Consider the following 21,921-nt stretch of genomic DNA (forward strand, 5'->3'; position numbering starts at 1 on the left):
ACACGCTCACACCGCGCGAACCAGACCCTTGTCGAGCACCGGCACCGCCGACAACAGCCGGCGCGTGTAATCCTGCTCCGGATTGTCCAGAATTCGTGTCGCAGGACCTGATACCACCACCTGCCCGCCCTGCATGACGGTGACGTCGTCGGCGATCAGCCGCACCACCCCCAGATCATGGGTGATGAACAGGTAAGTCAAGCCGTTGCGGGCCTGCAGGTCGACCAGCAGCTGCAGAATCTGTGCCTGCACCGACACATCCAGCGCCGAGACCGCCTCGTCGAGAACCAGCACCCGTGGTCGCGCGGCCAGCGCCCTGGCGATGGCCACCCGCTGACGCTGGCCACCGGAGAGCTCGGCGGGCTTACGACGGCGAAGATCACCCGGCAATGCCACCGCCTCGAGCAGTTCGGTGACCCGCTCGTGTCGCCCGACGCGGTCACCGATCAGCCCGAAGTTCACCAGCGGCTCGGCGACGATCCGCTCGACGTCGAAACGCGGATCCAGCGAGGAGTACGGGTTCTGGTACACGAACTGGATCTGCCTACGCAGCTCACGTGAGCGCCGTGCGCTGGGCACGATATCGCCGCCGAGCACGACCGCACCGCTGTCGGGCGCGGTGAGCCCCGCCGTGATCCGGGCCACCGTGGACTTGCCGGCCCCGGACTCCCCGACCAGCGCATGCGTGGAGCCGGAGGTGATGTCCAGCGACACCGAGTCCGCGGCACGAATTCCCGAAGCGAAACGCTTACTTATCGCTGTCAGTCTCAGCAGTACCTCATCGGTGGGGGCGGGTACCGGCCGTGGCACGCGGATCGAGGGTTCGAGCCGGCCACGATGGGCGGAGGGCGCGGCGGCCAGCAACGACCGCGTGTAGTCCTGACGAGGGTTCTCGAAAATCGTTCGGGTACTGCCGGTTTCGACGATGTGGCCCTCACGCATGACGATCATCCGGTCCGAGCGCTCGCCGGCGACACCGAGATCGTGGGTGACGAGCAGGATTCCTAGCCCCAGCTCATCGCGCAGGCAGGCCAGGTGATCGAGGATGAGCTTCTGCACGGTCACATCCAGCGCCGAGGTCGGCTCATCGGCCACCAGCAGAGCAGGATCATTGGCCAGCGCGATCGCGATGAGTACCCGCTGCTTCATCCCCCCGGACAATTCGTGCGGATACTGCTCGAACACCCGGGCCGGCAGTCCCGCCAGTTCCAGTTTCGCCAGTGCCAGTGCGCGAGCGGGACCGGACTCGACGCGCCGGTGCAACCGTAACGCGTCGAGCACCTGGGCGCCCACCCGCTTGACCGGGTTGAGAGAGGTCCCCGGATCCTGCGGCACGAACCCCACGAAGGGACCGCGCAGCCGCGACAGCCGCCGATCGCTCCAGGTCGAGATATCACGCCCATCCAGTTCCAGCGCGGCCGCCTGCACCCGCGCCGAACTCGGCAGCAACCGCAGCGCCGCATGCACGGTGGTGCTCTTGCCCGAGCCGGACTCCCCTACCACCGAGACGAATTCACCGGCGCCCACCTCGAGGGAGACATGCTCGACCGACGGTGCGGTGTGCCCGCGATAGTACACACTCAGTTCACTGATCCGCAGCAGCGGGTTCAGTGCATTCATCGCGATTCTCCTATCGCTCGGCCGATTCGGTTGGCGGACAACACGACAACGGCGATCAGGGCTCCGGGGAACAGAGCAATCCACGGATAGGTGGCCAGGAAGTCGCGGCCTTCGGCCACCGCGAGCCCCCATTCCGGTTGTGGTGGCGGCGCGCCGTAGCCCAGGAAGCCCAGCGCGGCCACCGCCAGCACCGCCGACCCGCATTCGAGCGCCGCGAGTGCGAAGACCGTGGTGACGGAATTGGGCAGCACGTGCCGGATCACCACACGCCAGAATCCGGCGCCGGAGCCGTAGGCGGCCTCGACGTAGTCGGTTCCGGCGACCTCGAGCACCTGCGCGCGCATCACGCGCGCGAAGGCTGCGATCGCGGAAACACCGACTGCCACAGCAATATTGACGGTGCCGTAGCCGAGCGCTGTGACTACCGTCATGGCCAGCAGCAGTCCAGGGACGGCCAGCAGCACGTCCACACAGCGCATGATCGCCGCGTCGGCCCGTCCGCCGATGAATCCGCTGAGCAGCCCGATCAGTGAACCGACGACGAAGCCGATCGCCACCGCCAGCAGTGTCGCGCTCACCGTCGTGGAGGTCCCGTAGATGGTGCGGGCCAGCAGATCCCGGCCCAGCCGGTCGGTGCCGAACAGGTGCGCCGCACTTGGTGGTGAGAAGCTGGCGTCGGTATCGCCCTCGGTCGGGCTGTAATCGGTGAACCAGGACGGCGCCACCGCCCACCCCGCGACGAGGAGCAGAACCGCGGTCGAGATGATCAGGCCCGGCCGGGCCAGTGCCCTGCGCAGCAGGCGCGCGGGACCGGCGATGACCTGTCGCGGTCCCGCGGAAGTGATCTCGAGGACCGTCATGCGAGCACGTCCTTGCGTAGCCGGGCCCGCAGGCGCGGATCCAGTACGGGGTAGATCAGATCGACCACGAAGTTCACCGTCACGAAGACCAGCGCGGCGAACACCACCACCGCCTGCACCACCGCGACGTCCTGGGTGCGCACCGCGGTCTCGGTGATCCGGCCCAATCCCGAACGCGAGAAGACGGTTTCGACGATCACCGCGCCGGCCAGCAGATTGCCGAAGGTGACACCGGCGATGGTGAGCGCGGGCAATGCCGCGTTGCGCAGCACCTCCCGCAGCAGCACCCACCACCGGGTCGCGCCCTTGGCGCGTGAGACCGTCACGTATCCGGCCCGCATGCCGCTGTCCAGGTTTGTCACCAGCAGTTGCGCGATGGGCGCCGACACCGGAATCGACAGCGTCACCGCCGGCAGCACCAGCGCGGCGAGTCCGTCGTTGCCGATGGGCGGAAACCAGCCGAGCTGGAACGAGAAGACCTGCAGCAGTGCCAATCCGACCAGGAACACCGGAATCGAGACGCCCGCGGACGGCAGCGACGCCAGCAGATCCGACAGCCACCTCCGCTGGGAGTAGGCCGCCGCCAGCGCCACCGTGACCGCGATCAGCACGGCGAAGACGAGCGCCGTCGCGGCCAGCACGGCGGTCTGGGGCAGGACCGAGGCCAGCATCGACCACGCGTCCTGCCCGGTGCGGGTCGAGCGTCCGAAGTCGCCGTGCGCGGCGGCGGCCAGCCGGTGCAGGTATTGGCCGATCAGATTGTGGTCGAGCCCGTAATACACGCGCGCGTTGTGCTTGTCCGCCTCGGTGATCAGATCACCCTGTGTCGGGTCGAACAACAGATCCACCGCGTCATAGGGCAGCACGTAGAGCAGCGCGAAGGTCAGCGTGTAGGCGCCCCAGACCACGAACACCGCCTGGGCGAACTTGGCGGCCACATAGCGCAGCATGCGAAAACCTCCCCTGCCGCTACTTCGGTGAGAGCCAGGTGTCGTAGAAGACGTTGCGCGACTGCGCCTCGTATCCGACGTTGTGCACCCGCGGCGAGGCCGCGGTGACCTGCGCGGGGTTGTAGACCGGCACGGTGAGCACCTGATCGTCGAGCAGGAAGCGCTGCGCCTGCTCGGCCGCCTTGGCCCGCGCCGCGGGATCGAGGGTCTTGCTCAGCGCGCTGAGCATGTCGATCGCCTGCTGAGAGACAGGATTGTCCGGCGCCAGCACCGAGATGTTGCCGTACTGCGGGGAATACATCTGCTCGAGCACCGCCACGTCGGCGCGGCTCTGATTGGCGACCTGCACGTTCCAGCGGCCCTTCTGGGTGCTCGCGGCCGTGTAGTCCGGGATGGGCAGCACATTGAGCTGCAGATCGATGCCGATCTTGCGCAGGTCCTGCTGGATCAGCTGATACGCGGGTTTGTTGTTGACCAGGTTGTCGATGCCCAGCAGCGCGAGTTCGAGGCGGCGGCCGTCCTTGACGCGGATGCCGTCGGAGCCCTTCTTCCAGCCGGCGGCGTCGAGGATCTGCTCGGCCTTGGCCTGATCCTGCTTCAGGTCCTGGCTGAAATCGTGGTATCCCGGCACCCGCGAGGACAGCACCGAGGTCGACACCTTGTAGCTCGAGGTGAGCACCGTCTTGGCCAGCGCGTCGCGATTCCAGCCCAGCTTCACCGCTTCACGCACGACGCGGTCGTCGGTCGGGAACTTGTCGGTCTTGAAGTCGAAGGAGATATCGCGGCCCGGAATGAGCTGGGGCACAATCCGATACCCTTCGGCGCGCAGCGGGGCCTCGTCGGTGTTGTTGACATCGAGGATGGCATCGACGGTCCCCGAGCGCAGGGCGCCGGTGCGCACCCCGGCTTCGGGGATGACGTCGATCTCGACCTGGTCGAGGTACGCCTCGCCGTTGTGTTTGCGGCTGGCGGGCGCCCACGCGTATCCGGGACGCTTCTTGAGCACGGTCTTCTGCTGGTAGATGTGCTCGGCGATGGTGAACGGACCCGTCGCGACGATGTTCTGGGCCAGGGCGCGCTGTTCCTTGGACAACTGCAGGGTCGAGTGCCCGAGAATTCCCGAGAAGTACAGCGACAGTGCCTGCAGGAAACCGGCATTGGGGCGGTCGAAGCTCACCCGCACCGTCGCGGGGTCCAGGACCTCGGTACCGGTGTAGCCCACCCAGTAGGCGGTCACCGGGACGATGCCCAGCGCCTTGTCCCCGCGACCGAGCAGATCGAAGTTCTCCTTGACCGAATCGGCTGTGAACTTCGTTCCGTCGCTGAAGCTCACGTCGTCGCGCAGGTGGAAGGTGAACTGGGTCAGCGCATCGTTGATTTCCCAGGACTTCGCCAGCCACGGTTCGATGGCCCCGGTGTCGGGGTTCTGGTAGGTGAGCTTGTCGGTGACATTGCTCGTGATGAGCGATTCGGGATAGGAGCTGCCCGAGTGCGGGTCGAGGTTGGCGGGAGCGTCCAGCACGCCGAACTTCAAGGTGCCGCCCGAGACCGGCGGCCCGGCGTCGTCGCCACCCTGGACGTGGCCGCCCGAGGCGGCGCATCCGGCCAGGACCGTGGCGAACACGGCGGCCGTCACGAACAATGCGGTGCGCCGGAATCTGTTGTTCTGCATCGTCTTTCGAAACTCCTGTTGTCAGCGGGCGCGGGCGATCGCCGCGCGGCCCAGGGCACTGAGCACCAGATCGCTATGCGGGGAATGGATCCGGCCGACCATGGCGTCGCGGTGGTGCCGTTCGAGCGGATGACGGCGGTCCAGCCCCGGATTGCCGGTCAGATCGAGCGCGGATTCGGTGACCCGCACCGCTGTCGTGGTGGCCACGTGTTTCGCCAGGCCGGGTAGTTCGCTTCGCCGGTCGCGCGCCAGATCCGCCACCCCCTGCCGCAGCAGTGCCCGGCTGGTCTGGATCGCGGCCTCGATCTCCCCGACCCGATCGTGAAAGCGCGGCACGGTCGCCAGCGACGCGCCCAGCGCGGTCGGAACACGGGTGTGCAGGTATGCGGTGAGCCAGTCGCGGGCGGCGATGGCGACACCGTTGTAGTTGGCGGCCAGCAGCAGCGGCAGAGCCTGCCGCCCCGGCCGCACGGGGCCCGGACCCGAACTCGGGTCCCGGATCTCCACCAGTCGCGCGTGCGGCACGACCGTGCCGTCGAACACGACCGATTGGGTGTCGGAGGCGCGCAACCCGAGGTGATTCCAGGTCGGCTCCACCTGCCATCCGGAGGCGCAGCGATCGAGCAGGAAGGTCGCCAACCGGGGCTGCGGGTCGGCCGTGCGCGTGGTGACCGTGAACCAGGCGAGTCCGGAAATGCCGGTGGCATAAGCCTTCTCACCATCGATGCGCCAGTCCCCCGACGGCAGCCGGGTGGCCGTCGTGGCCGGCAAACCACCGCGGGACAGACTGCCCAGCGCACGCTCCACCCCCAAGCCGTTGATCAGCGCGCCGTCGGAAGCGGCCGAGCGCAACACCGCCTCTCGCGCCTCGGAAGGCCAGGGACAATCCGGATCCAGCAGATTGAAGTGGTTGGTGTAGTTCCACTGCAGGATCAGGCCCACCGAAGGATCGGCCGCACCGACGCGCTCGATGACCTCCACCGCGGTCGCCAGATCCGCTCCTCCGCCACCGAATTCGCGCGGTACCACCAACGCCGGCGCGCCGATCTCACGCAGTGCGGCGAAGGAGTCGTGGGGGAACGTCGAGGACCGGTCGTATCTGTCGGCCTGCGCGGCGATGTGGCCGAGGGTGGATTCCCACGCCGGTTCGTCCCATCCGGAGAGGGGATCGGCGTGCGCGGTGACCGCCACAGTCATCGTGTGCCTTTCTGGTTGCCTGCAATACTGCGAAGAAGAATTGCCGCGAGGTCGAGCGGAATGCGCCCGATAGCCTGCTCAACTTGTCGAGCAGAATGCACGACCGCTCTACGGCGAACAACGGAGCTGCGCTTCGCGAATCGTTCAGTTTTTCTGAAACATGGTCGCGGGGAACTGAAATCGTCGAGAGTTTTATCCACTCGGCCGACCTCTCGCGCTGCTCAGGAAACATTTCCGGATCGAAGCCCGACCATAGTCGCGAACGTCGTCTCGAAATACAAGCCGATAATGCGGTGAGCATATCGATGAACTGAGCGGTGCACAGCCGAATTCTCATGAACTGCATGACGAAAGGAGATCGATGGCGGCCGACAGTGCCTCGGTCACCGCGACCGATACTCACACCTTCCTCACGCGCGTCGGCGATTACGCCGAATCGGTGTTACGGCCGCACGCGCTGCGGACCGACCGCGACGGTGTGCCGTCCGCACGCATCGGCGAGCTGGCCGAGTTGGGGTTGCTGAATCATCTCGCCCCCACCGAATACGGGGGCCTGGCCGTGGACCGCGACACCGATCGTCGGGTGCACGAGATCATCTCCGGAGCGTGTTTCAACACCTGGCTGGTCTGGGCCCAGCACGCTCCCCTGGCCGAGCGCATCATCGACGCGCGAGCCGCAGGACTGGCCGGTTCCGAACTCGCCGACCGCGTGCTGCGCGGGCGACTGCTGCTCGGCGCCGGGATCAGCGATGTGCGTCGCTACCCCGACCACTACATCCACGCCTCGCGCGCTCCCGGCGGATGGACCTTCACCGGCACCATCTCCTGGGTCAGCGGGTGGGGACTCAACGCCGCACTCACCGTGGCCGCAGTGGATCCGGGCACCGAAACCGTGGTAACCGCGCTGGTTCCAGTCGATGAGCGCACCCGCAGCGACACCCCGCTCACCCTGGCCGCCGTCGCCGGAAGCCGTACCGAGCGGGTACGTCTGGACGAGGTCTTCGTCGCCGACGAGCAGGTGCTCTCGGCGCACTCGCTCGACCGCGCCCGCCTGCTCGATGTCGGGCTGGCCAGCGATGCCCGCAGCCACCACTTCGGGCTGGCCGAGACGGTGCTGCGCGAACTCGAAGCCGTCACCGACCCGCAGGCCCGTCACGTCGCCCAGACCTGGCGCCCGCGTGTCGCCGCGATCCGCACCCGCGCCTACGCCCTCGCCGACGAGGCGAAAGCCCACGGCGGCGGACCCCATCGCCTCGACGAACGTCTCGCCACCAAGGTCGCCAGCGGCGAAGCGCTGTCCACCTTGACCCGCGCCCTGCTCATCGCCCGATCCGGACGCGGTCTGAGCCGCGACGACACCGCCCAATTGCACGCCCGCTCCGCACTTTTCGTACTGGTGCAGGGACAGACCGCCGATGTGCGCCGGGCCCAGCTGGCCGAGCTGGCCCGCTGATCACCTCACGAACAGGATCGACCCTTCCATGAGTCCCGAATTCCTCTGGTACATCCCCAACCAGGTCACCGCAGGTCACCGCGGCGAACCGGTCAGCACCGACCACAACAGCCTGCAAACGCTCACCACCCAGGCAGCCGCGCTCGAGCAACACGGCTGGACCGGCGCCCTGCTGGGCACCGGATGGGGCCGCCCGGACACCTTCACCGTGGCCGCCGCGCTGGCCGCACGCACCTCCACATTCGAACCGCTGATAGCGATCAGGCCGGGATACTGGAAACCGGCGAACTTCGCTTCCGCGGCAGCGACTCTCGATCACCTCACCGGCGGCCGGGTACGGGTCAACATCGTCTCGGGCAAAGACGACCTGGCCGCCTACGGCGACAGCGAGGGCGACCAGGCCGACCGCTACGGCCGCACGCGGGAGTTCCTGCAACTGGTGCGCAAGCTGTGGACCCAGCCAGGCGTCACCTACCGGGGCGAGCATTTCCAGGTGAGCCAATCCACCGTCGAACCCCGCGTGGTCGCCCGCCCCGGCCGCCCGCATCCCACCCTCTACTTCGGCGGCGCGTCGCAGGCCGCCGAACGAGTGGCCGCCGCCGAAGCCGATGTCCAGCTGTTCTGGGGCGAGCCCCTCGACGGCGTGCGCGAACGCATCCAGCGGCTCCGCGCGCTCAGCGACGAACTCGGCCGCGAACACGCCCCACTCGAATTCGGTTTGCGCATCACCACATTCGTCCGCGACACCACCGAAGCGGCCTGGGCCGAAGCCGAAGCGAAGGTCGCCGAGATGGCGCGCCAGCACACCGGCGCCAACCCGCACCGCAGCACCGCGGTCGGTCAGCAGCGGCTGCTGGATCTGGCCGCCCGCGGCGAGGTGCTCGACGACAATCTCTACACCACCCCGGGCCGCTACGGGGGTGGCGGCGCGGCCACCACCTGGCTGGTCGGCTCCCCCACCGACGTCGCCACATCGCTGCGCAGATACCGCGATCTGGGCATCACCCACTTCGTGCTCTCCGACACCCCCTACCTGCGCGAGATCCAGCGCCAAGGCGAGCAGCTGCTGCCGCTGCTGGCCGAATGAGTTCGGCGACACCGACACTCGCCGACCCGACCACCGCGGCCGAACGCACCGCCTGGCGCCGGCTGGTCGTGGTGTTCGCCCTCACCCAGACCGTCGGCTACGGCGCGATGATCCAGGCGTTCACCACACTGCTATCGCCGATGGCCGAATCCCTGGCCGCCACTCGTACACAGATCGCCGGGGCTGCAACGCTGTCGACTCTGGTCGGCGCGCTCGCGGCCGTCCCGGTCGGACACTTGCTCGACCGATACGGCGGGCGCATGCTGATGACGACCGGGTCGGCGATCGGCGCGGTGGCGGTCATCGTGTGGTCCCAAGCCCACACTCTCACGCAGCTCTACCTCGCGTTCGTGCTGATCGGCCTGGCCTTGGCCATGTCGACCTACGAAGCGGCGTTCGCGGTGCTGGTCGCCGCCGGTGATCCCTCCCGCCGCGACCGCGCGATCGTCACGGTGACGATGATCTGCGGACTGGCTACCAGCTTCTACTACCTGCTCGCCGGACGCCTCGAAGCGTGGTGGGGCTGGCGCAACGCGCTGGTGATCTTGGCTGCCATGCTGGTCTGTGTCGCTGTTCCCCTGCACTGGTGGGCGGTGCCCGGGCGCAACGCCCACCGGCAGCGTGCTGTGCGCCATTCCGGGATACCGGTCGGCGGCGCGCTGCGCGATCGCCGATTCTGGCTGCTGGTCGTGGCGTTCGTGGCGCAGAGCGGATCCACCTCGGCGTTCCTGCTGATGATGGTGTCCTACTTCCGGGATATCGGGTATTCGGCGGCGACGGCGGCCGCGCTGCCGATCACGGTCGGAACCGCCCAAATCGGCTCCCGGCTGGCCTTGGCGCCGCTGGCGCGTCGCTTCGGATTGGTGGCGGTGACCGCGGTGTCCTTCGCGGTACAGGGGTTCGGACTGGTTCTGCTGCCACTGGCGGGCACCGCCGTGCCCGCGACGGTGGCCTGCGTGGTGGCTTTCGGGCTCGGCTACGGCACCAGTGTGGTCGCACGACCCTCCCTCGTCGCCGACACCTTCGGGGTTGCCCGCTTCGCGAGCATCGTCGCGGTGATGACGGTGCCGATCGCTCTGTCCCGCGCCGGTGCTCCGCTGGCCGCGGCGTGGCTGAGCGACTGGCGGTTCCTCGTAGTCATGGGAGTGTTGGCACTGGTGGCGGCGCTAGCGTTGCTGATGGCCGATCTCGGGCCGGCGCATCCGCGCCACGCCGGCGATGAGGATGGGGCAGACCGAGTCGCTCGCGCAAGGTAGGCGCGCTGTACTCGCGCTGGAACAGCCCGCGCTGCTGCAGGATCGGCACCACGAGGGTGGCGAAGTTCTCCAGATCGATCGCGGTCTCGGCCGGCATCACGGTGAAACCGTCGGCGGCCCCAGCCTGGAACCATGCCTCGAGATCGTCGGCGACCTGCTGTGGCGTGCCGACCAGCAGCCGGTGACCGGCACCTCCCGCACCGCGCTGGATCAACTCCCGTGCGGTGCGCGGACCTTCGGCGATGAGCGCACGAAGCGAGGCACCGAAGCCGGTCGAGAATGCCTCTGCCGGAACGTCTTCGGGTAGATCAGCAGCGGAGATCTTATCGTCGGGGCCGAAACTGCCCGGTGCCAGACCGAGATTGGCGAGCAGGGCGGCGGTGAGCCGCTCGATCGGCAACTGCGCATACAGGTCACGTTCGCGGCGGCGTGCTTGCTCCTCGGTCGCCTCCACCAGCACCACCACCCCCAGGGAGATCTTCACATCGTCGGGACGCCGGCCTGCCGCGACTGCACGCCGACGGACCTCGCAGCGGAAGTCGACGGCTTTGCCGCAGGTCTGGGCCACGGTGAACACGACCTCGGCGAAATCGCCCGCCAGACGCAGACCGCCCTGCGATCCTCCGGCCTGCACGATCACCGGGCGGCCCTGCGGTCCCGGCGCTACCGGCAAAGGACCTGCCACCGAGAAGAACTCACCGTCGTGGTCGATGCGGTGGATCTTGGCGGGGTCGGCGTAGCGGCCGGATCGTTTGTCGGCGATCAGCCAGTCCGGCTCCCAGCTGTCCCACAATTTGATCACAATGTCGAGGAACTCCCAGGCGCGCCGATACCGGGTTGCTTTGTCGGGGTGGTCGGTGGCGCCGAAATTGGCTGCGGCAGCCGGGGTTCCGGTGGTGACGATGTTGACCGCGGCGCGGCCCTTGGTGACATGGTCGAGAGCCTGGAAGCGGCGTGCCAGATTGTAGGGCGAGTTGTAGGTGGTCGAGGCGGTGATCACGACACCGAGCTGCTCGGTGACCGCGGCCAGATTGCCCAGCAGGATCAGCGGATCGATACCGGTGCCGGGAGCTTCCTCGATCTCAGCGCGCAAGGCCGGACCGTCACCGAGAAAAACGGCGTCGATCTTGGCGGTCTCGGCGATGCGGGCCAGACGCTGGAAGTAGTCGATGTCGAGGTAGGCGAGCGGGTCTGCCCCCTCGGCACGCCACGCGTGGCGAAAATGGCCCGGCGTCATCAGTGACAGGTTCAAATGGAATCCAGCCATGGTGGTTGCCTCTCGTCGATACAGAAACCGTTCAGGACCGCACCGCTGCCGGCGACCAACCCAGCAGGGGCGCCAGCTCGGTGGCGGTGGCGGCCAGCAGCCGCAGATGCTCGCCCGGATCGGGCACGCCAGGTACGAAACTGACCAGAAGGTCGGTGATGTGGGTCAGCGACGGGTCCGCGCCCAGCGCGGCGGCCAGTTCCGGTGCAGGGCCGACCAGAGCGTGATCGGCGTCGAGATAGTCGGCGACAGTGAGGTTTTCGATGCCACGCCCGGGCGGTGCCCAGCTCTGCCAGCGCCGCACCCCCGGGGTGACGAGTTCGCGGGCCGTATCCCGATCGGGGTGCGGGTACACCGCTCGCGAAGCCTGAACGCGCGGAGAGCCGTCGGTGCGATCCCAGGCCCCGCGATAGGACTCGATCCATGCGGCCTGATGCTGCTGCGCCTGCGCGATCGTCTCGTCGCGCCAGCGGGTCGCACGCGAAAGTTGCAGTCCGTCACCGGCTTTCGCCGCGGCGGCGGCCGCAGCGGATGCCCGCTGCGGATCGCTGGTCGTCGCCTGCCAGAGTCGGCCGCGCACCCCGGCGCCGTCGGGATGCAACCTCTCCCCGAGACTGTTGAGTGAGCCTCCCCCGAGCACCTGGTGCAGGCGCTCGACCGCGGAGTCGTACTCGTCGTGCTTGCGCGTGAGATCCTTGCCGAAGGCTTCCCACGCGCCGGGAAAGGGACCGGACCCCACGCCCAGTTCCAGTCGCCCGCCGCTGAGTGCGTCGAGAGTGGCAGCGTCCTCGGCCACCCGCAGCGGATCCTCGAGCGGCAGCACCAGCACACCGGTGCCCAGCCGGATCCGGCGGGTGTGCTCGGCGATGGCCGCCAGCACCACCAGTGGCGCGCAGACGTGTTCGCGTCCCTGCCGGAAATGGCGCTGGATCACCCAGCCCGAGTCGTAGCCGAGGTCCTCGGCCGCCTCGAACAGCTCGATCGCCTCGCGGTAGGCGCGGGCGGGGGTGACATCACGGTCGAGGTGCAGCAGGAAACCCAGGCGGAACGGCCTGCCATCCTCGACTCCGGCACCGATGCTCGCGGGTTCCGCCTGTGTCATCGTGGTCTCCTGATCTCGGTGGCGCGCTTACAGATTCAGACCGGTGCCGTGGACGCCGTGCTCGTCGATCAGCGCCAGCTCCTCGGCGGTGAAATCGGGGAAGGTCACCGCGGCCAGGTTGTGGTCCAGCTGCGCGGTGGAGCTCGCACCGATCAGCGCGGAGGTGACCTGCGGGCGGCGCAGCACCCACTGCAGAGCCAGCTGCGCCAGCGACTGGCCGCGTGCCTCGGCGAGCTTGTTCAGCGCGGCGGTGCGCTGGCGGTAGGTGTCGTCGATGACCTCGGGGGTGAGGAAGGTGCTGTTGAGCGCGCGTGCCCCGGCGGGGATGGTCTCGAGGTACTTATCGGTCAGCAGGCCTTGTGCCAGCGGCGAATACGCGATGACGCCGAAGCCCTCGGCCTCGGCCGCGTCGAGTAGGCCGTTCTGCTCGGGGCGGCGATCGTAGATCGAATACCGGCTCTGGTGGATGAGCAACGGCGCCCCGGCCGCCCGCAGCAGTTCCACCGCCTGCTGGGTCCGGTCCGGCAGATAGTTGGAGATACCGACGTAGAGGGCTTTGCCCTGGCCCACGGCGCTGACCAGTGCACCCACCGTCTCCTCGAGCGGCGTGGCCGGATCGGGGACGTGGTGGTAGAAGATGTCGACATAGTCGGTGCCCAGGTCACGCAGGCTGTGCTCGAGCGAGGTCAGGATGGACTTGCGCGATCCTCCCCGCAGATACGGGCTGGGCCCGATCGCGTTGCCGGCCTTGGTCGACAGGATCAGCTCGTCGCGATACGGCGCGAGGTCCTTGGCCAGGACCCGGCCGAAGTTCTGCTGCGCGGCGCGGTGCGGCGGACCGTAGCGGTCGGCGTTGTCGAAGTGCGTGATGCCCAGATCGAAGGCGTGCAGGATTATCTCACGCTGGGTGTGCAGCGGGTAGTCGGTGCCGAACTTCTGCCACAGGCCGAAGGAAAACGCAGGCAGGTCCAGTCCCGATCGGCCGGTACGGCGGTAGGGGATCGTCTCGTAGCGCTGCGGTGCGGCCGCATAGGTCAGTTCGAAGGGGCCGTAATTCATCGATGTCCTCGGTATTTGTTGGGATTCGGTGGTTGTCGGGATTCAGGTCGGCCACAGTGACGACAGTGGTTGTGGTTCAGAACAATCCGCTGGTCGGAGGTTCCTCACCGGTCAGGTGGTAGGCGCCTGCGACCGCTTGCTTCCATTGGCGCGGATTGTGATTGGCGGCGGTGCGCGCGTTGCGCCAATGACGGTCCAAGCCCAGACCGCGATCAGTGATAGAGCCGCCACCCACGTCGAAGAGCAGTTCTGCGGCTGCCAGGGCGGATTCGATGGCGATCACACCAGCCGAAGCCACCTGGACTGCCGCCGCGGCACCGGCCTGCCGAAGGTCTGCCCCCGTGCGCCCGCGCAGCTCGTCGAGCTGTTCGGCGGCCAGCACCGCAACCGCCCGCGCGGCCTGTGCCCGCGCCGCGATCGTCCCGACCGTTTGGCGTACATAGGGATCCTCGGCACTGGAAGCCGCCGAACTGTGCTTGATCGGGCGCGCCCTCTCACGCACGAAGGCCACCGCGTCATCGAATGCGCGCGCCGCGATACCGGGCTGCACCGCAGCGAGATACAACTGCGCGAACGAACCCGTCCACGGGTTGTCCGGCTCGGGCTCGCCCACGGTGGTCACCTCCTCGGCGAGCACCCGCACCCCGGTGAAGCGGGTGGTGCCGCTGGCGGTCAAGCGCTGCCCGACCGCATCGAAGTCGTCGAGCCGTTGCACGCCTTCTCGATCGACAGGCACGCTGAACCGCACGATCTCCCCGTCCGCGGTCACGGCCTGAGTGGAGAACCAGTCGGCGTACAGACCGCCGGTCGAGTAGTACTTCTCGCCGTCGACGATCCAGTCCGGCCCGTCGCGGCGGGCAGTGGCGGTGGTCTGCCCGCTGGCGGCCCCGGTGCGTTCGTTGGCGGTCCCGGCGAACAGATCGCGGGCAACCAGGCGGGCAAGTACGCGCTCGCGATGGGGCAGATCCGAACGAGCGGCGACCTGATGGGCGAGCAGGAACGTGCTGCGCAACGCCTGCGCCACATTGGAATCCGCGCGCGCCAGCTCGATCACCACCTCGGTGACCTCACGGATGCTGCCACCCGCCCCACCCTCGCCGACATCAATGCCGACCAGGGCGATCCCGGCCCGGGCCAGTGCCCGCACCTCGTCGAAGGCGTAATCACGTTCGCGTTCACGGTCTTTCGCGCTGATCGCCAGACGCTCGAGCACCGGGGCGATGGCAGCGCGCACACCGGCGACGCTGAGTGCGGTCGCGAACGGACCGGGCTCGCCGTCACCGGGCGCCGCGGCCGCGCGCGCCTCGGCCGCGGCGGTCACGCCGCGACTCCGGTGGCGACCGGCAACCCCAGGGCTGCACGCAAGGTCGGTCCCGTGGATCCCGCCAGCAATGGGACCAGGGCACCGACGGTGGCCACCACCTGCTCGCCATCACCGGCCAGTGCGAGCAACAGCCCGTCGGCACCGTGCTCGCCGACCAAGCTCGACAGTTCCGCGGCGATGGCCGCGGCCTCGGTGTCGGCGCCGATCCGTACCGGCGTGCTCGCCAGCAACGCGATCCGTGCGCGCTCCCGGCCCGCCCGCGCCGCGGCCGCGGCCAGCTCCCGGGACGCGGCAGCGACCCGATCACGATGCACGACAACGACATCGGCGACACGAACAATCGCGTCCCAGGACAACACGTCCAGATCGGTGGCGACGACGACCGGGTGGCCCTGCACCGAGGAAGGCCCGTCCAGCGGACCCGCGACCCGATAGAACTCACCGTCGTGGTCGATCGCGGCGATCAGCGCGTCGTCGACGACGATCGCACTCTCCTGGTCGGCCACCAGCGCCTCACGGGGAAACGATTCCCACAGGCGGGTGAGAATTTCGGCGTACTCGCTCCACCGGCGTGCCGGATCCTCGACGAGGTCGCCGGGCGCGGTCGCGCGACTGACCTCGTCATCGCAGCCACTACGCAGCACCACCCCCACACGTCCCCCGGTCGCGCGGTCCAACGACAGCACCCGCCGGGCGGCGTTGTAGGGCGCGTTGCCGGTCGTGGGCAGATCCACCAGATAGCCCAGTTCACTGGTCCGCCCCGCAAGGTAGGCGCCGACCACGCTCGGGTCGAGCGCTCGCTGAGCACCGGCGGCGTCGCGCAGCCGCAACGCCGCGACACCGGCCGCCGCAGCGGCAGCCGCGATTTCGGCGGCCGAGTCCAGCGACACCGCAGTGGGCACCGGGTCTGCGCGGTCATCGCCGGGCGTGCCGACAGCGCGGTGACCGTCGGGCGTGCCGACAGCCAGGTCGAGAAGAATCGGAAAAGCCATGAGATCACCTGTTCTCGTGTCGTGGCGGTGTTCAGCGAGCGGCGTGCAACGGTCCGCGATCCCACACGCCCACCGGTGCGGGTGGCAGGCCCAAGCCGAGATGACCGCGCAGGGTGGTGCCGTCGTAGTCGGTGCGAAACAGTCCACGCCGGCGCAGCTCAGGGATCAGATGGTCGGCGAAATCGTCGAAACCCGAGGGCAGCACATCAGGCATCACGTTGAAGCCGTCGGCCGCACCGCAGCGGAACCAGAGTTCGATATCGTCGGCGACCTGCTCGGGGGTGCCGACCACGATGCGGTGCCCGCCACCGCCGGACAGTTTCTTCAGCAGCTGCCCCAGCGTCGGGTTCTCGCGGTCGATGATGTCCTTGACCACCCGATAGAACGTCTGCGAACCGCCCGCGGCATCGGGTTCGGCCAGTAGCTCGACCGGAATCGGCTCATCGTCGGCCAGCCCGTCCAGCGACAGACCCAGCTGCCCGGCCAGTCGCGCCCGTGCATACGCGTCCGGGAGCAGTTCATCGAGCAGTTCGCGTCGCTGTCGCGCCTCGGCCTCAGTGCTGCCGAGCACCGTCGACAGGCCCGGCAGCACCACGATCTCCTGCGGGTCTCGACCGAATTCTGCGGCACCGGAACGCAGTTCGTCACGAAACGCGCGAGCCTTGGCGATGTCTTGTTCGGCGGAGAAGATCACCTCGCCGACCCGCGAGGCCAGCCGCTTGCCGTCGCTGGAGCCGCCGGCTTGCACCACGACCGGGCGCCCCTGCGGTGAGAGGTAGTCCGACCGCTCAGCCCACGATGCCACGACCTGCTCGACGAACTGCGCGGCACGCTGATACCGCAGACCGTGGTCGGGCTCGCCGGACCGGCCGAAGTTGCGCGCAGCGACGGGACCGGCGGTGGTGACGACGTTCCAGCCGAACCGGCCGCCACTGACATGGTCGAGATCGCCCAGTCGCCTGGCCAACTCGACCGGGTCGTTGTAGGACGAAGACAGCGTCGCGATCAGCCCGATCCGCTCGGTCTGGGCCGCGACACGAGCCAGGACCGTGGTCGGTTCGAGATTGTTGCCGGTGCGGTGTTTGATGCTCGGGTCCAACACCGGTCCGTCGGCGAGGAACACCGCGTCCAAAGTGGCCTGTTCGGCCTTCTTCGCGATGGCCGTGTAGTGCTCGATGGTGTAGCTGGCCGCGCCATCGGTTCCCGGGAAACGCCAGGAGCCGCCGAAGACGCCGGCATTGAGGATATTGACGTTGATGTGCAGTCGACCGCTCACTGCGCGACCCTTTCGCCGGTGTCGGATTCGGAGCTGAGATCGGCGACCGAGGGCCGGTCGCGGTAGTAGCCGGGCACCGGTGCAACGCCGTTGACCAGGAAGTCGCCGATCACCCGCGGCTTGTACACCACGGGGTTGTGCGAGGCGAGGGTGCGGGCGTTGCGCCAGTGCCGGTCCAGGTGCACGCTGGTGCGCACCGCCGACGAACCGCCAGCATCGAACGCGGAGGTCGCGGCGTCGAGGACTGCCTCGATGATGGCGACCTGGGCGGCGGAGGTATCGAGATAGGCACGGGTGTAATCGGATTCGGCGCCACTGTGGTGCGCGGCTTCGAGCCGTTGCGCAGCGTGCTGCAGCAATGTCTCGGCGGTGAGCCGGCGAGTTTCCAGGCGGCCGATCACGCCCAGCACTTCGGGATCGGCGCCGGCCTGCTGCGTGGTGGCGTGCAGGCTGGTACGGGTCCGGTTGCGCACGATGGAGGTGGTCTCGGCGACGATGCTGCGCGCGATTCCGGTCAGATTGGCCAGGTGCACGATCTGAACGAACGAGTCCAGACCGCGCAGGGATTGCTTGAATCGGCCGATGTCTCCCTGCGGCTCAACCGGTACGTCATCGAATCGAGTTGTGCCGCTGCCGGTTTGACGTTGCCCGATGCCGTCCCAGTCATCGATGTGGGTGACACCGGGGTGCCGGGCCGCGATCACGACGAAGCCGCGGTCTCCCGCGGCGTCGACGACGGCGGCGCGAATGTAGTCGGCGAAGCGGGACCCGGTGGAATAGAACTTCGTACCCGAGACGAACCTTCGGCCGTGTTCGTCGATGCGCACACGTGTCGCGATCGCTCCCCATCCGATGTTCGCTGCACCCTCGGCCACCGCCGCCGCGACCAGCGCCGAAGGTTCGGATTGCGCGTTGCCGAAGACGGCACCACGGCTCACAGCGCGCAGCCAGTGCGATCGCACCTCGGCATCGACTTCTGCACGCAGGATCTCGACGGTGGTGAAGTGACCTCGCCAGATCTGCGGGATGTTCGAGTCCGCTTCTCCGGCTTCGGCGAGCAGCGCGAACAAAGTGGGCAGATCGACGTCGAAACCGTCGAACTCCTTCGGCACCCGCAGTCTGCCGAATCCGGCGTCGGCCAGATCCCGGATCAGGGCATCGGGATGTTCGGAATTCACATCGCGGTCACCGACGCCGGCGGTGAACTCCGAGAGGATCGCGCGAATCGCGATCAGCGCTTCCTCGACGGTGGCCGGTTGTGTGGTCGTCATGACAGTCCTCCAGCAAGGGTGCGGCCGGCGATCGCATCGAGCAGCCCGATCGTGTAGTCGTCGACCGGGCGGGTGAAAACCTCGTCCACCGTGCCCTGTTCGACGATGTGTCCGCGCCGCATGACCGCGACTCGGTCCGAGATCGCCCGCACCACCGCCAGGTCGTGGGAAATGAACAGATAGGTGAGCTCGCGCTCTTCTTGCAGACCTCGCAGCAGGTCCAGGATCTGCGCCGCGACCGAGACGTCCAGCGCCGAAATGGGCTCGTCGAGAAGGAGCACCTTCGGTTCCAGGATCAGGGCGCGTGCGATGGCCACGCGCTGGCGCTGCCCGCCGGACAGCTCGCGGGGGTGCCGGTCGATGAAATCGGCCGGCAGCGCGGCCGCTTCCAGGGCCGCGACGACTCGGTCCGCATTGGGTCTGCGGGTGCGGCGCAGCCCGCGCCGTGGTTGGAACGATCGCAGCGGTTCATCGACAACGTCGTAGACATCGAAGCGTGGATCGAAGGAGGAGTACGGATTCTGATAGACGATCTGTACGTCACGTCGCAGCAGCCGAAACCCCTTGCGTCCCAGTCCGGTTATCTCGGCGCCGAGCAGCTTCACCTGCCCGGAGGTCGCCTCGGTGAGACCGGCGATCACCCGCGCGGTGGTGGTCTTGCCGCTGCCGGATTCACCGACCAGCGAGAAGGTTTCGCCACGGCGTACCTGCAACGAGATGCCGTCCACTGCCGCCGCGCCGCCGTATTCCTTGCGCAGCTCGGTGATCTCGATGACCGGCTCGCCGGCCTCGGCGATGGCCGGTCGTGCGCGTGCGTGCGTCGACCGCGCCGGTACGGCATCGAGCAACCGGCGCGTGTAGTCGTGCTGTGGTTGCGCGACAACCTGTTTCGTCGGGCCGAACTCCACCAGCTGCCCCTCACGCATGACAGCGAGCAGATCGCAGCGATCGGCAGCCACCCCGAGGTCGTGGGTCACCAACACCACGCTGGTGCCGCTGCGGCGACGGAGGTCGTCGATCAGGTCGAGAACCTGCTTCTGCACTGTCGCGTCCAGCGCCGAGGTCGGCTCGTCGGCGATGATGAGATCCGGTTCGGCCGCCACCGCCGCCGCGATCAGCACCCGTTGACGCATGCCGCCGGACAGCTCGTGCGGATACTGCCGGTACCGATGGTCCACATCGGTGAAGCCGACCAGCTCGAACAGCTCGTGCACCCGGCGACGCCGGGCGTCGGCATCGAGGTCGGTGTGCAATACGAGCACATCCTCGACCTGAGGACCGACGCGGCGCACCGGGTCCAGTGACAGTCCTGGATCCTGCGGGATCAAACTCACGGCCCGGCCGCGGATGTCTCGCCAGCCCTTGGCCGACAAGCTGGTGAGCACCTGATCACGGAACATGATCCGGCCGCCGATCACCGCACCGTTGTCCGGTAACAGCCCCAGGATGGCGTGCGCGGTGGTGGTCTTTCCCGATCCGGACTCCCCCACCAGGGCCAGCACCTGCCCGGGCGGTAGCTCGAACGAAACCCCGTGCACGACAGGCTCGTAACCACGACCGATCTGGTATCCGACGGTCAGGTCCTGCACCGCCAGCACCGGTGCGCCGAGGGTGTCCGGTTCCACGGTGGCGGGCGCATGGGCGGCGACGGTCATGACGACGTCCTCCTGGACAGATGACGGGAGAGGTGATTGATGGCCAGCACCACCACGACCACGGTCAGGCCCGGCCACAACGTGAGCCAGCCGCGAGTGGCGATGTAGTTGCGGCCGTCGGCCACCAGACGCCCCCACTCCGGATCCGGTGGCTGCGCACCGAGACCGAGGAAGCTCAGCGAAGCGATCCAGATGATGGCGATGCCGAACTGCACGGTGATCAGCGAGACCGTCGGCCGCGCGGAGTTGGGAATCACGTGGCGCCACAGGATCGCACCGGTCGACGCACCGCTGGTGACAGCCGCGTCGACGTAATTGCTGGTGCGGACTTGCAGCACCTGAGCGCGGATGAGGCGTGCGAACGTGGCCGCCGAGGTCAGACCCACCGCAATCCCGGCTTGTGCTACACCGAAACCGAGCAGCACGACGATGGTGATGGCGAGCAGGAACCCCGGAATCGACAACAGGACGTCGATGATCCGCATGACGAGGATATCCGGGAAGCCGGCGAACCAGCCGGCCAGCACACCCAGCGCCGACCCGGCCACCACACCCACGGCCACCGCAATGGCCGAGCCGCTCAGCGAAGCCCGCGCACCGAAGACGACTCGAGAGTAGAGATCGCGGCCGAGCTGATCGGTGCCGAACCAATGCCGGCTCGACGGCGGACGCAGTTTCGCCGCCGTATCCACCGCGAGCGGATCGATATCGGTGAACAGCTGCGGCACGATCGCCCACAGCAGGACCAGGCCGACCACGGTGACCGCGAGCAGCAGGCTCGCACGCCGCGCCCATCGGCGTGCCGCGGCAACGATATTCGTGCGCCGGGTCGAGGATTCGAGGGCACGTGTCATGGCATCGCCACTTCCACCGGCGGCCGCGGATCGGCGGTCGCATTCGACTGGGGCTGTCGCACAGGGCGTTTGGCGACTCGACGGGACCTGCCGTCCAGGAGCACGCGCGGATCGATGAACGGATACGCCAGATCGACGACCAGATTCACCAGCACGTACGCCGAAGTCGACAGCAGCACCACGCCCTGCACCACCGGTAGATCCTGGGTGTTGACCGCGCTCACGGTCAGCTGCCCGATACCCTCGCGCGCGAATACCGACTCGGTCACCACCGATCCCGCGATCAACTCGCCCACGGCCAGGCCCAGCAAGGTCAGCACCGGCAGCGACGAATTGCGGAGCACGTCCTTGCGAAAGATGTAGCCGGCTCCGGCACCCTTGGCACGCAGTACGTGCACGAACGGCTGTCCTCGCGTGGTACGGATCGACGCCGCGAACACCTGAGCCAGAGGCGCGGCGACGAACAGGCCCAGCGTCGCCCCCGGCGCGAGCAGCGCCACGACGCTGCCGTCGTCCACCGAGGGAATCAGGTGCAGCCGGAAGGAAAGCATTTGCAGGGCAATAATTCCCACCACGAAAGTAGGCACCGAGGCGAACAACGCCGGTGCCGCGCCGAGCAGCTCCCGCAGCCACCGCCACGGCAGGTAGTTGCCTGCCACCGCGACGACAGTCGCAAAGACCAGCCCGAACCCCAGCCCGGCCGCCGTGAGCCGCACAGTGCTGGGCAAGGCGTCACCGATCAGTTCCCCTACTGCCTTGCCGCTGGTCAGCGAGTATCCGAGGTCGCCGGTGAAAACGCCTGCGAGACTGTGCAGATACTGCTGCCAGAGGGGCCGGTCGAGGCCGTAGAACTCGACCATGACTCGACCGGCCTCAGGCGTGATCTGAGCTTCGGGGTTCTGGATGCGATTGTTGACCGCATCGCCGGGCAGGGCGCTGAGCAAGATGAAGGACAGCGTGTACGCGGCCCAGAACACCGCGACGGCCTGTCCTAGACGCTCGAGGATGTAGACGCGCATTTTCGTG

The 21,921-nt window shown here is 68.0% G+C and carries 18 protein-coding genes; 3 read left to right on the plus strand and 15 right to left on the minus strand.

From position 1 onward, the window contains the following. Positions 1-6: 6 nt before the first annotated feature. The 5 genes from ACWEKS_RS35925 to ACWEKS_RS35945 are packed head-to-tail and all read right to left on the minus strand — an operon-like array spanning position 7 to position 6,299. The gene (locus ACWEKS_RS35925) at positions 7-1,620 is read right to left on the minus strand and encodes a dipeptide ABC transporter ATP-binding protein (protein WP_452344225.1); all 1,614 of its coding nucleotides are present in this window, start codon (positions 1,618-1,620) and stop codon (positions 7-9) included. Then, positions 1,617-2,480 carry an ABC transporter permease gene (locus ACWEKS_RS35930; RefSeq protein WP_452344226.1) on the minus strand — a complete coding sequence of 288 codons (864 nt, stop codon included), beginning with the start codon at positions 2,478-2,480 and terminating at the stop codon, positions 1,617-1,619. Before ACWEKS_RS35930 ends, ACWEKS_RS35925 begins: the two co-directional genes overlap by 4 nt. Next, entirely contained in the window at positions 2,477-3,430 is a 954-nt protein-coding gene (locus tag ACWEKS_RS35935) for an ABC transporter permease (RefSeq protein WP_452344227.1), read from the minus strand. Before ACWEKS_RS35935 ends, ACWEKS_RS35930 begins: the two co-directional genes overlap by 4 nt. A 19-nt stretch (positions 3,431-3,449) precedes the next feature. Continuing rightward, positions 3,450-5,102: an ABC transporter substrate-binding protein gene (locus tag ACWEKS_RS35940; RefSeq protein ID WP_452344228.1), complete on the minus strand. Its 1,653-nt coding sequence runs from the start codon at positions 5,100-5,102 to the stop codon at positions 3,450-3,452. Positions 5,103-5,123: 21 nt separating this feature from the next. Then, positions 5,124-6,299, minus strand: a complete 1,176-nt coding sequence (locus ACWEKS_RS35945; protein WP_452344229.1) for an acyl-CoA dehydrogenase family protein — start codon at positions 6,297-6,299, stop codon at positions 5,124-5,126. A gap of 361 nt (positions 6,300-6,660) precedes the next feature. Here ACWEKS_RS35945 and ACWEKS_RS35950 point away from each other — a divergent pair, with 361 nt between their 5' ends. The 3 genes from ACWEKS_RS35950 to ACWEKS_RS35960 are packed head-to-tail and all read left to right on the plus strand — an operon-like array spanning position 6,661 to position 10,095. Next, positions 6,661-7,752 (plus strand): acyl-CoA dehydrogenase family protein, encoded by a 1,092-nt coding sequence (locus ACWEKS_RS35950; protein ID WP_452344230.1) that lies wholly within the window; start codon positions 6,661-6,663, stop codon positions 7,750-7,752. Between the two features lie 28 nt (positions 7,753-7,780). Then, positions 7,781-8,839, plus strand: a complete 1,059-nt coding sequence (locus tag ACWEKS_RS35955) for an LLM class flavin-dependent oxidoreductase (RefSeq protein WP_452344231.1) — start codon at positions 7,781-7,783, stop codon at positions 8,837-8,839. Then, positions 8,836-10,095, plus strand: a complete 1,260-nt coding sequence (locus tag ACWEKS_RS35960) for an MFS transporter (RefSeq protein WP_452344232.1) — start codon at positions 8,836-8,838, stop codon at positions 10,093-10,095. Before ACWEKS_RS35955 ends, ACWEKS_RS35960 begins: the two co-directional genes overlap by 4 nt. On the opposite strand, the gene ACWEKS_RS35965 is transcribed toward ACWEKS_RS35960, so the two are convergent. From ACWEKS_RS35965 to ACWEKS_RS36010, 10 genes are all read right to left on the minus strand, one after another. Next, complete coding sequence (locus ACWEKS_RS35965; protein ID WP_452344233.1) at positions 9,977-11,332, minus strand: NtaA/DmoA family FMN-dependent monooxygenase; 1,356 nt, start codon at positions 11,330-11,332, stop codon at positions 9,977-9,979. The two genes, ACWEKS_RS35960 and ACWEKS_RS35965, sit on opposite strands and share 119 nt — an antisense overlap. Before the next feature lie 61 nt (positions 11,333-11,393). Further along, the gene (locus tag ACWEKS_RS35970; RefSeq protein WP_452344234.1) at positions 11,394-12,464 is read right to left on the minus strand and encodes an LLM class flavin-dependent oxidoreductase; all 1,071 of its coding nucleotides are present in this window, start codon (positions 12,462-12,464) and stop codon (positions 11,394-11,396) included. A 27-nt stretch (positions 12,465-12,491) separates the two neighbouring features. Continuing rightward, positions 12,492-13,523, minus strand: a complete 1,032-nt coding sequence (locus ACWEKS_RS35975) for an aldo/keto reductase (protein WP_452344235.1) — start codon at positions 13,521-13,523, stop codon at positions 12,492-12,494. Between the two features lie 76 nt (positions 13,524-13,599). Then, positions 13,600-14,844, minus strand: coding sequence for an acyl-CoA dehydrogenase family protein (locus ACWEKS_RS35980; protein WP_452344236.1), 1,245 nt, complete (start codon positions 14,842-14,844; stop codon positions 13,600-13,602). Continuing rightward, positions 14,841-15,839 (minus strand): LLM class flavin-dependent oxidoreductase, encoded by a 999-nt coding sequence (locus ACWEKS_RS35985; protein ID WP_452344237.1) that lies wholly within the window; start codon positions 15,837-15,839, stop codon positions 14,841-14,843. The genes ACWEKS_RS35980 and ACWEKS_RS35985 overlap by 4 nt, the downstream gene beginning before the upstream one ends. 31 nt (positions 15,840-15,870) lie before the next feature. Then, positions 15,871-17,115 (minus strand): LLM class flavin-dependent oxidoreductase, encoded by a 1,245-nt coding sequence (locus ACWEKS_RS35990; protein WP_452344238.1) that lies wholly within the window; start codon positions 17,113-17,115, stop codon positions 15,871-15,873. After that, the gene (locus ACWEKS_RS35995; protein ID WP_452344239.1) at positions 17,112-18,386 is read right to left on the minus strand and encodes an acyl-CoA dehydrogenase family protein; all 1,275 of its coding nucleotides are present in this window, start codon (positions 18,384-18,386) and stop codon (positions 17,112-17,114) included. Before ACWEKS_RS35995 ends, ACWEKS_RS35990 begins: the two co-directional genes overlap by 4 nt. Further along, complete coding sequence (locus tag ACWEKS_RS36000) at positions 18,383-20,041, minus strand: dipeptide ABC transporter ATP-binding protein (protein WP_452344240.1); 1,659 nt, start codon at positions 20,039-20,041, stop codon at positions 18,383-18,385. Before ACWEKS_RS36000 ends, ACWEKS_RS35995 begins: the two co-directional genes overlap by 4 nt. Next, positions 20,038-20,895, minus strand: coding sequence for an ABC transporter permease (locus tag ACWEKS_RS36005; protein ID WP_452344241.1), 858 nt, complete (start codon positions 20,893-20,895; stop codon positions 20,038-20,040). Before ACWEKS_RS36005 ends, ACWEKS_RS36000 begins: the two co-directional genes overlap by 4 nt. Then, positions 20,892-21,914, minus strand: a complete 1,023-nt coding sequence (locus ACWEKS_RS36010; RefSeq protein ID WP_452344242.1) for an ABC transporter permease — start codon at positions 21,912-21,914, stop codon at positions 20,892-20,894. The genes ACWEKS_RS36005 and ACWEKS_RS36010 overlap by 4 nt, the downstream gene beginning before the upstream one ends. Positions 21,915-21,921 lie beyond the last annotated feature (7 nt).

The sequence above is a fragment of the Nocardia sp. NPDC004711 genome, from assembly GCF_053601595.1.

Excerpts from the sequence above, each read along its gene's own strand:
- ACWEKS_RS36000 (WP_452344240.1), bottom strand. The coding sequence starts at position 20,041 with ATGACCGTCGCCGCCCATGCGCCCGCCACCGTGGAACCGGACACCCTC.
- ACWEKS_RS35995 (WP_452344239.1), bottom strand. The coding sequence starts at position 18,386 with ATGACGACCACACAACCGGCCACCGTCGAGGAAGCGCTGATCGCGATT.
- ACWEKS_RS35960 (WP_452344232.1), top strand. The coding sequence starts at position 8,836 with ATGAGTTCGGCGACACCGACACTCGCCGACCCGACCACCGCGGCCGAA.
- ACWEKS_RS35945 (WP_452344229.1), bottom strand. The coding sequence starts at position 6,299 with ATGACTGTGGCGGTCACCGCGCACGCCGATCCCCTCTCCGGATGGGAC.
- ACWEKS_RS36010 (WP_452344242.1), bottom strand. The coding sequence starts at position 21,914 with ATGCGCGTCTACATCCTCGAGCGTCTAGGACAGGCCGTCGCGGTGTTC.
- ACWEKS_RS35975 (WP_452344235.1), bottom strand. The coding sequence starts at position 13,523 with ATGAATTACGGCCCCTTCGAACTGACCTATGCGGCCGCACCGCAGCGC.
- ACWEKS_RS35940 (WP_452344228.1), bottom strand. The coding sequence starts at position 5,102 with ATGCAGAACAACAGATTCCGGCGCACCGCATTGTTCGTGACGGCCGCC.
- ACWEKS_RS35930 (WP_452344226.1), bottom strand. The coding sequence starts at position 2,480 with ATGACGGTCCTCGAGATCACTTCCGCGGGACCGCGACAGGTCATCGCC.
- ACWEKS_RS35965 (WP_452344233.1), bottom strand. The coding sequence starts at position 11,332 with ATGACGCCGGGCCATTTTCGCCACGCGTGGCGTGCCGAGGGGGCAGAC.
- ACWEKS_RS35970 (WP_452344234.1), bottom strand. The coding sequence starts at position 12,464 with ATGACACAGGCGGAACCCGCGAGCATCGGTGCCGGAGTCGAGGATGGC.
- ACWEKS_RS36005 (WP_452344241.1), bottom strand. The coding sequence starts at position 20,895 with ATGACACGTGCCCTCGAATCCTCGACCCGGCGCACGAATATCGTTGCC.
- ACWEKS_RS35955 (WP_452344231.1), top strand. The coding sequence starts at position 7,781 with ATGAGTCCCGAATTCCTCTGGTACATCCCCAACCAGGTCACCGCAGGT.
- ACWEKS_RS35935 (WP_452344227.1), bottom strand. The coding sequence starts at position 3,430 with ATGCTGCGCTATGTGGCCGCCAAGTTCGCCCAGGCGGTGTTCGTGGTC.
- ACWEKS_RS35925 (WP_452344225.1), bottom strand. The coding sequence starts at position 1,620 with ATGAATGCACTGAACCCGCTGCTGCGGATCAGTGAACTGAGTGTGTAC.
- ACWEKS_RS35985 (WP_452344237.1), bottom strand. The coding sequence starts at position 15,839 with ATGGCTTTTCCGATTCTTCTCGACCTGGCTGTCGGCACGCCCGACGGT.
- ACWEKS_RS35950 (WP_452344230.1), top strand. The coding sequence starts at position 6,661 with ATGGCGGCCGACAGTGCCTCGGTCACCGCGACCGATACTCACACCTTC.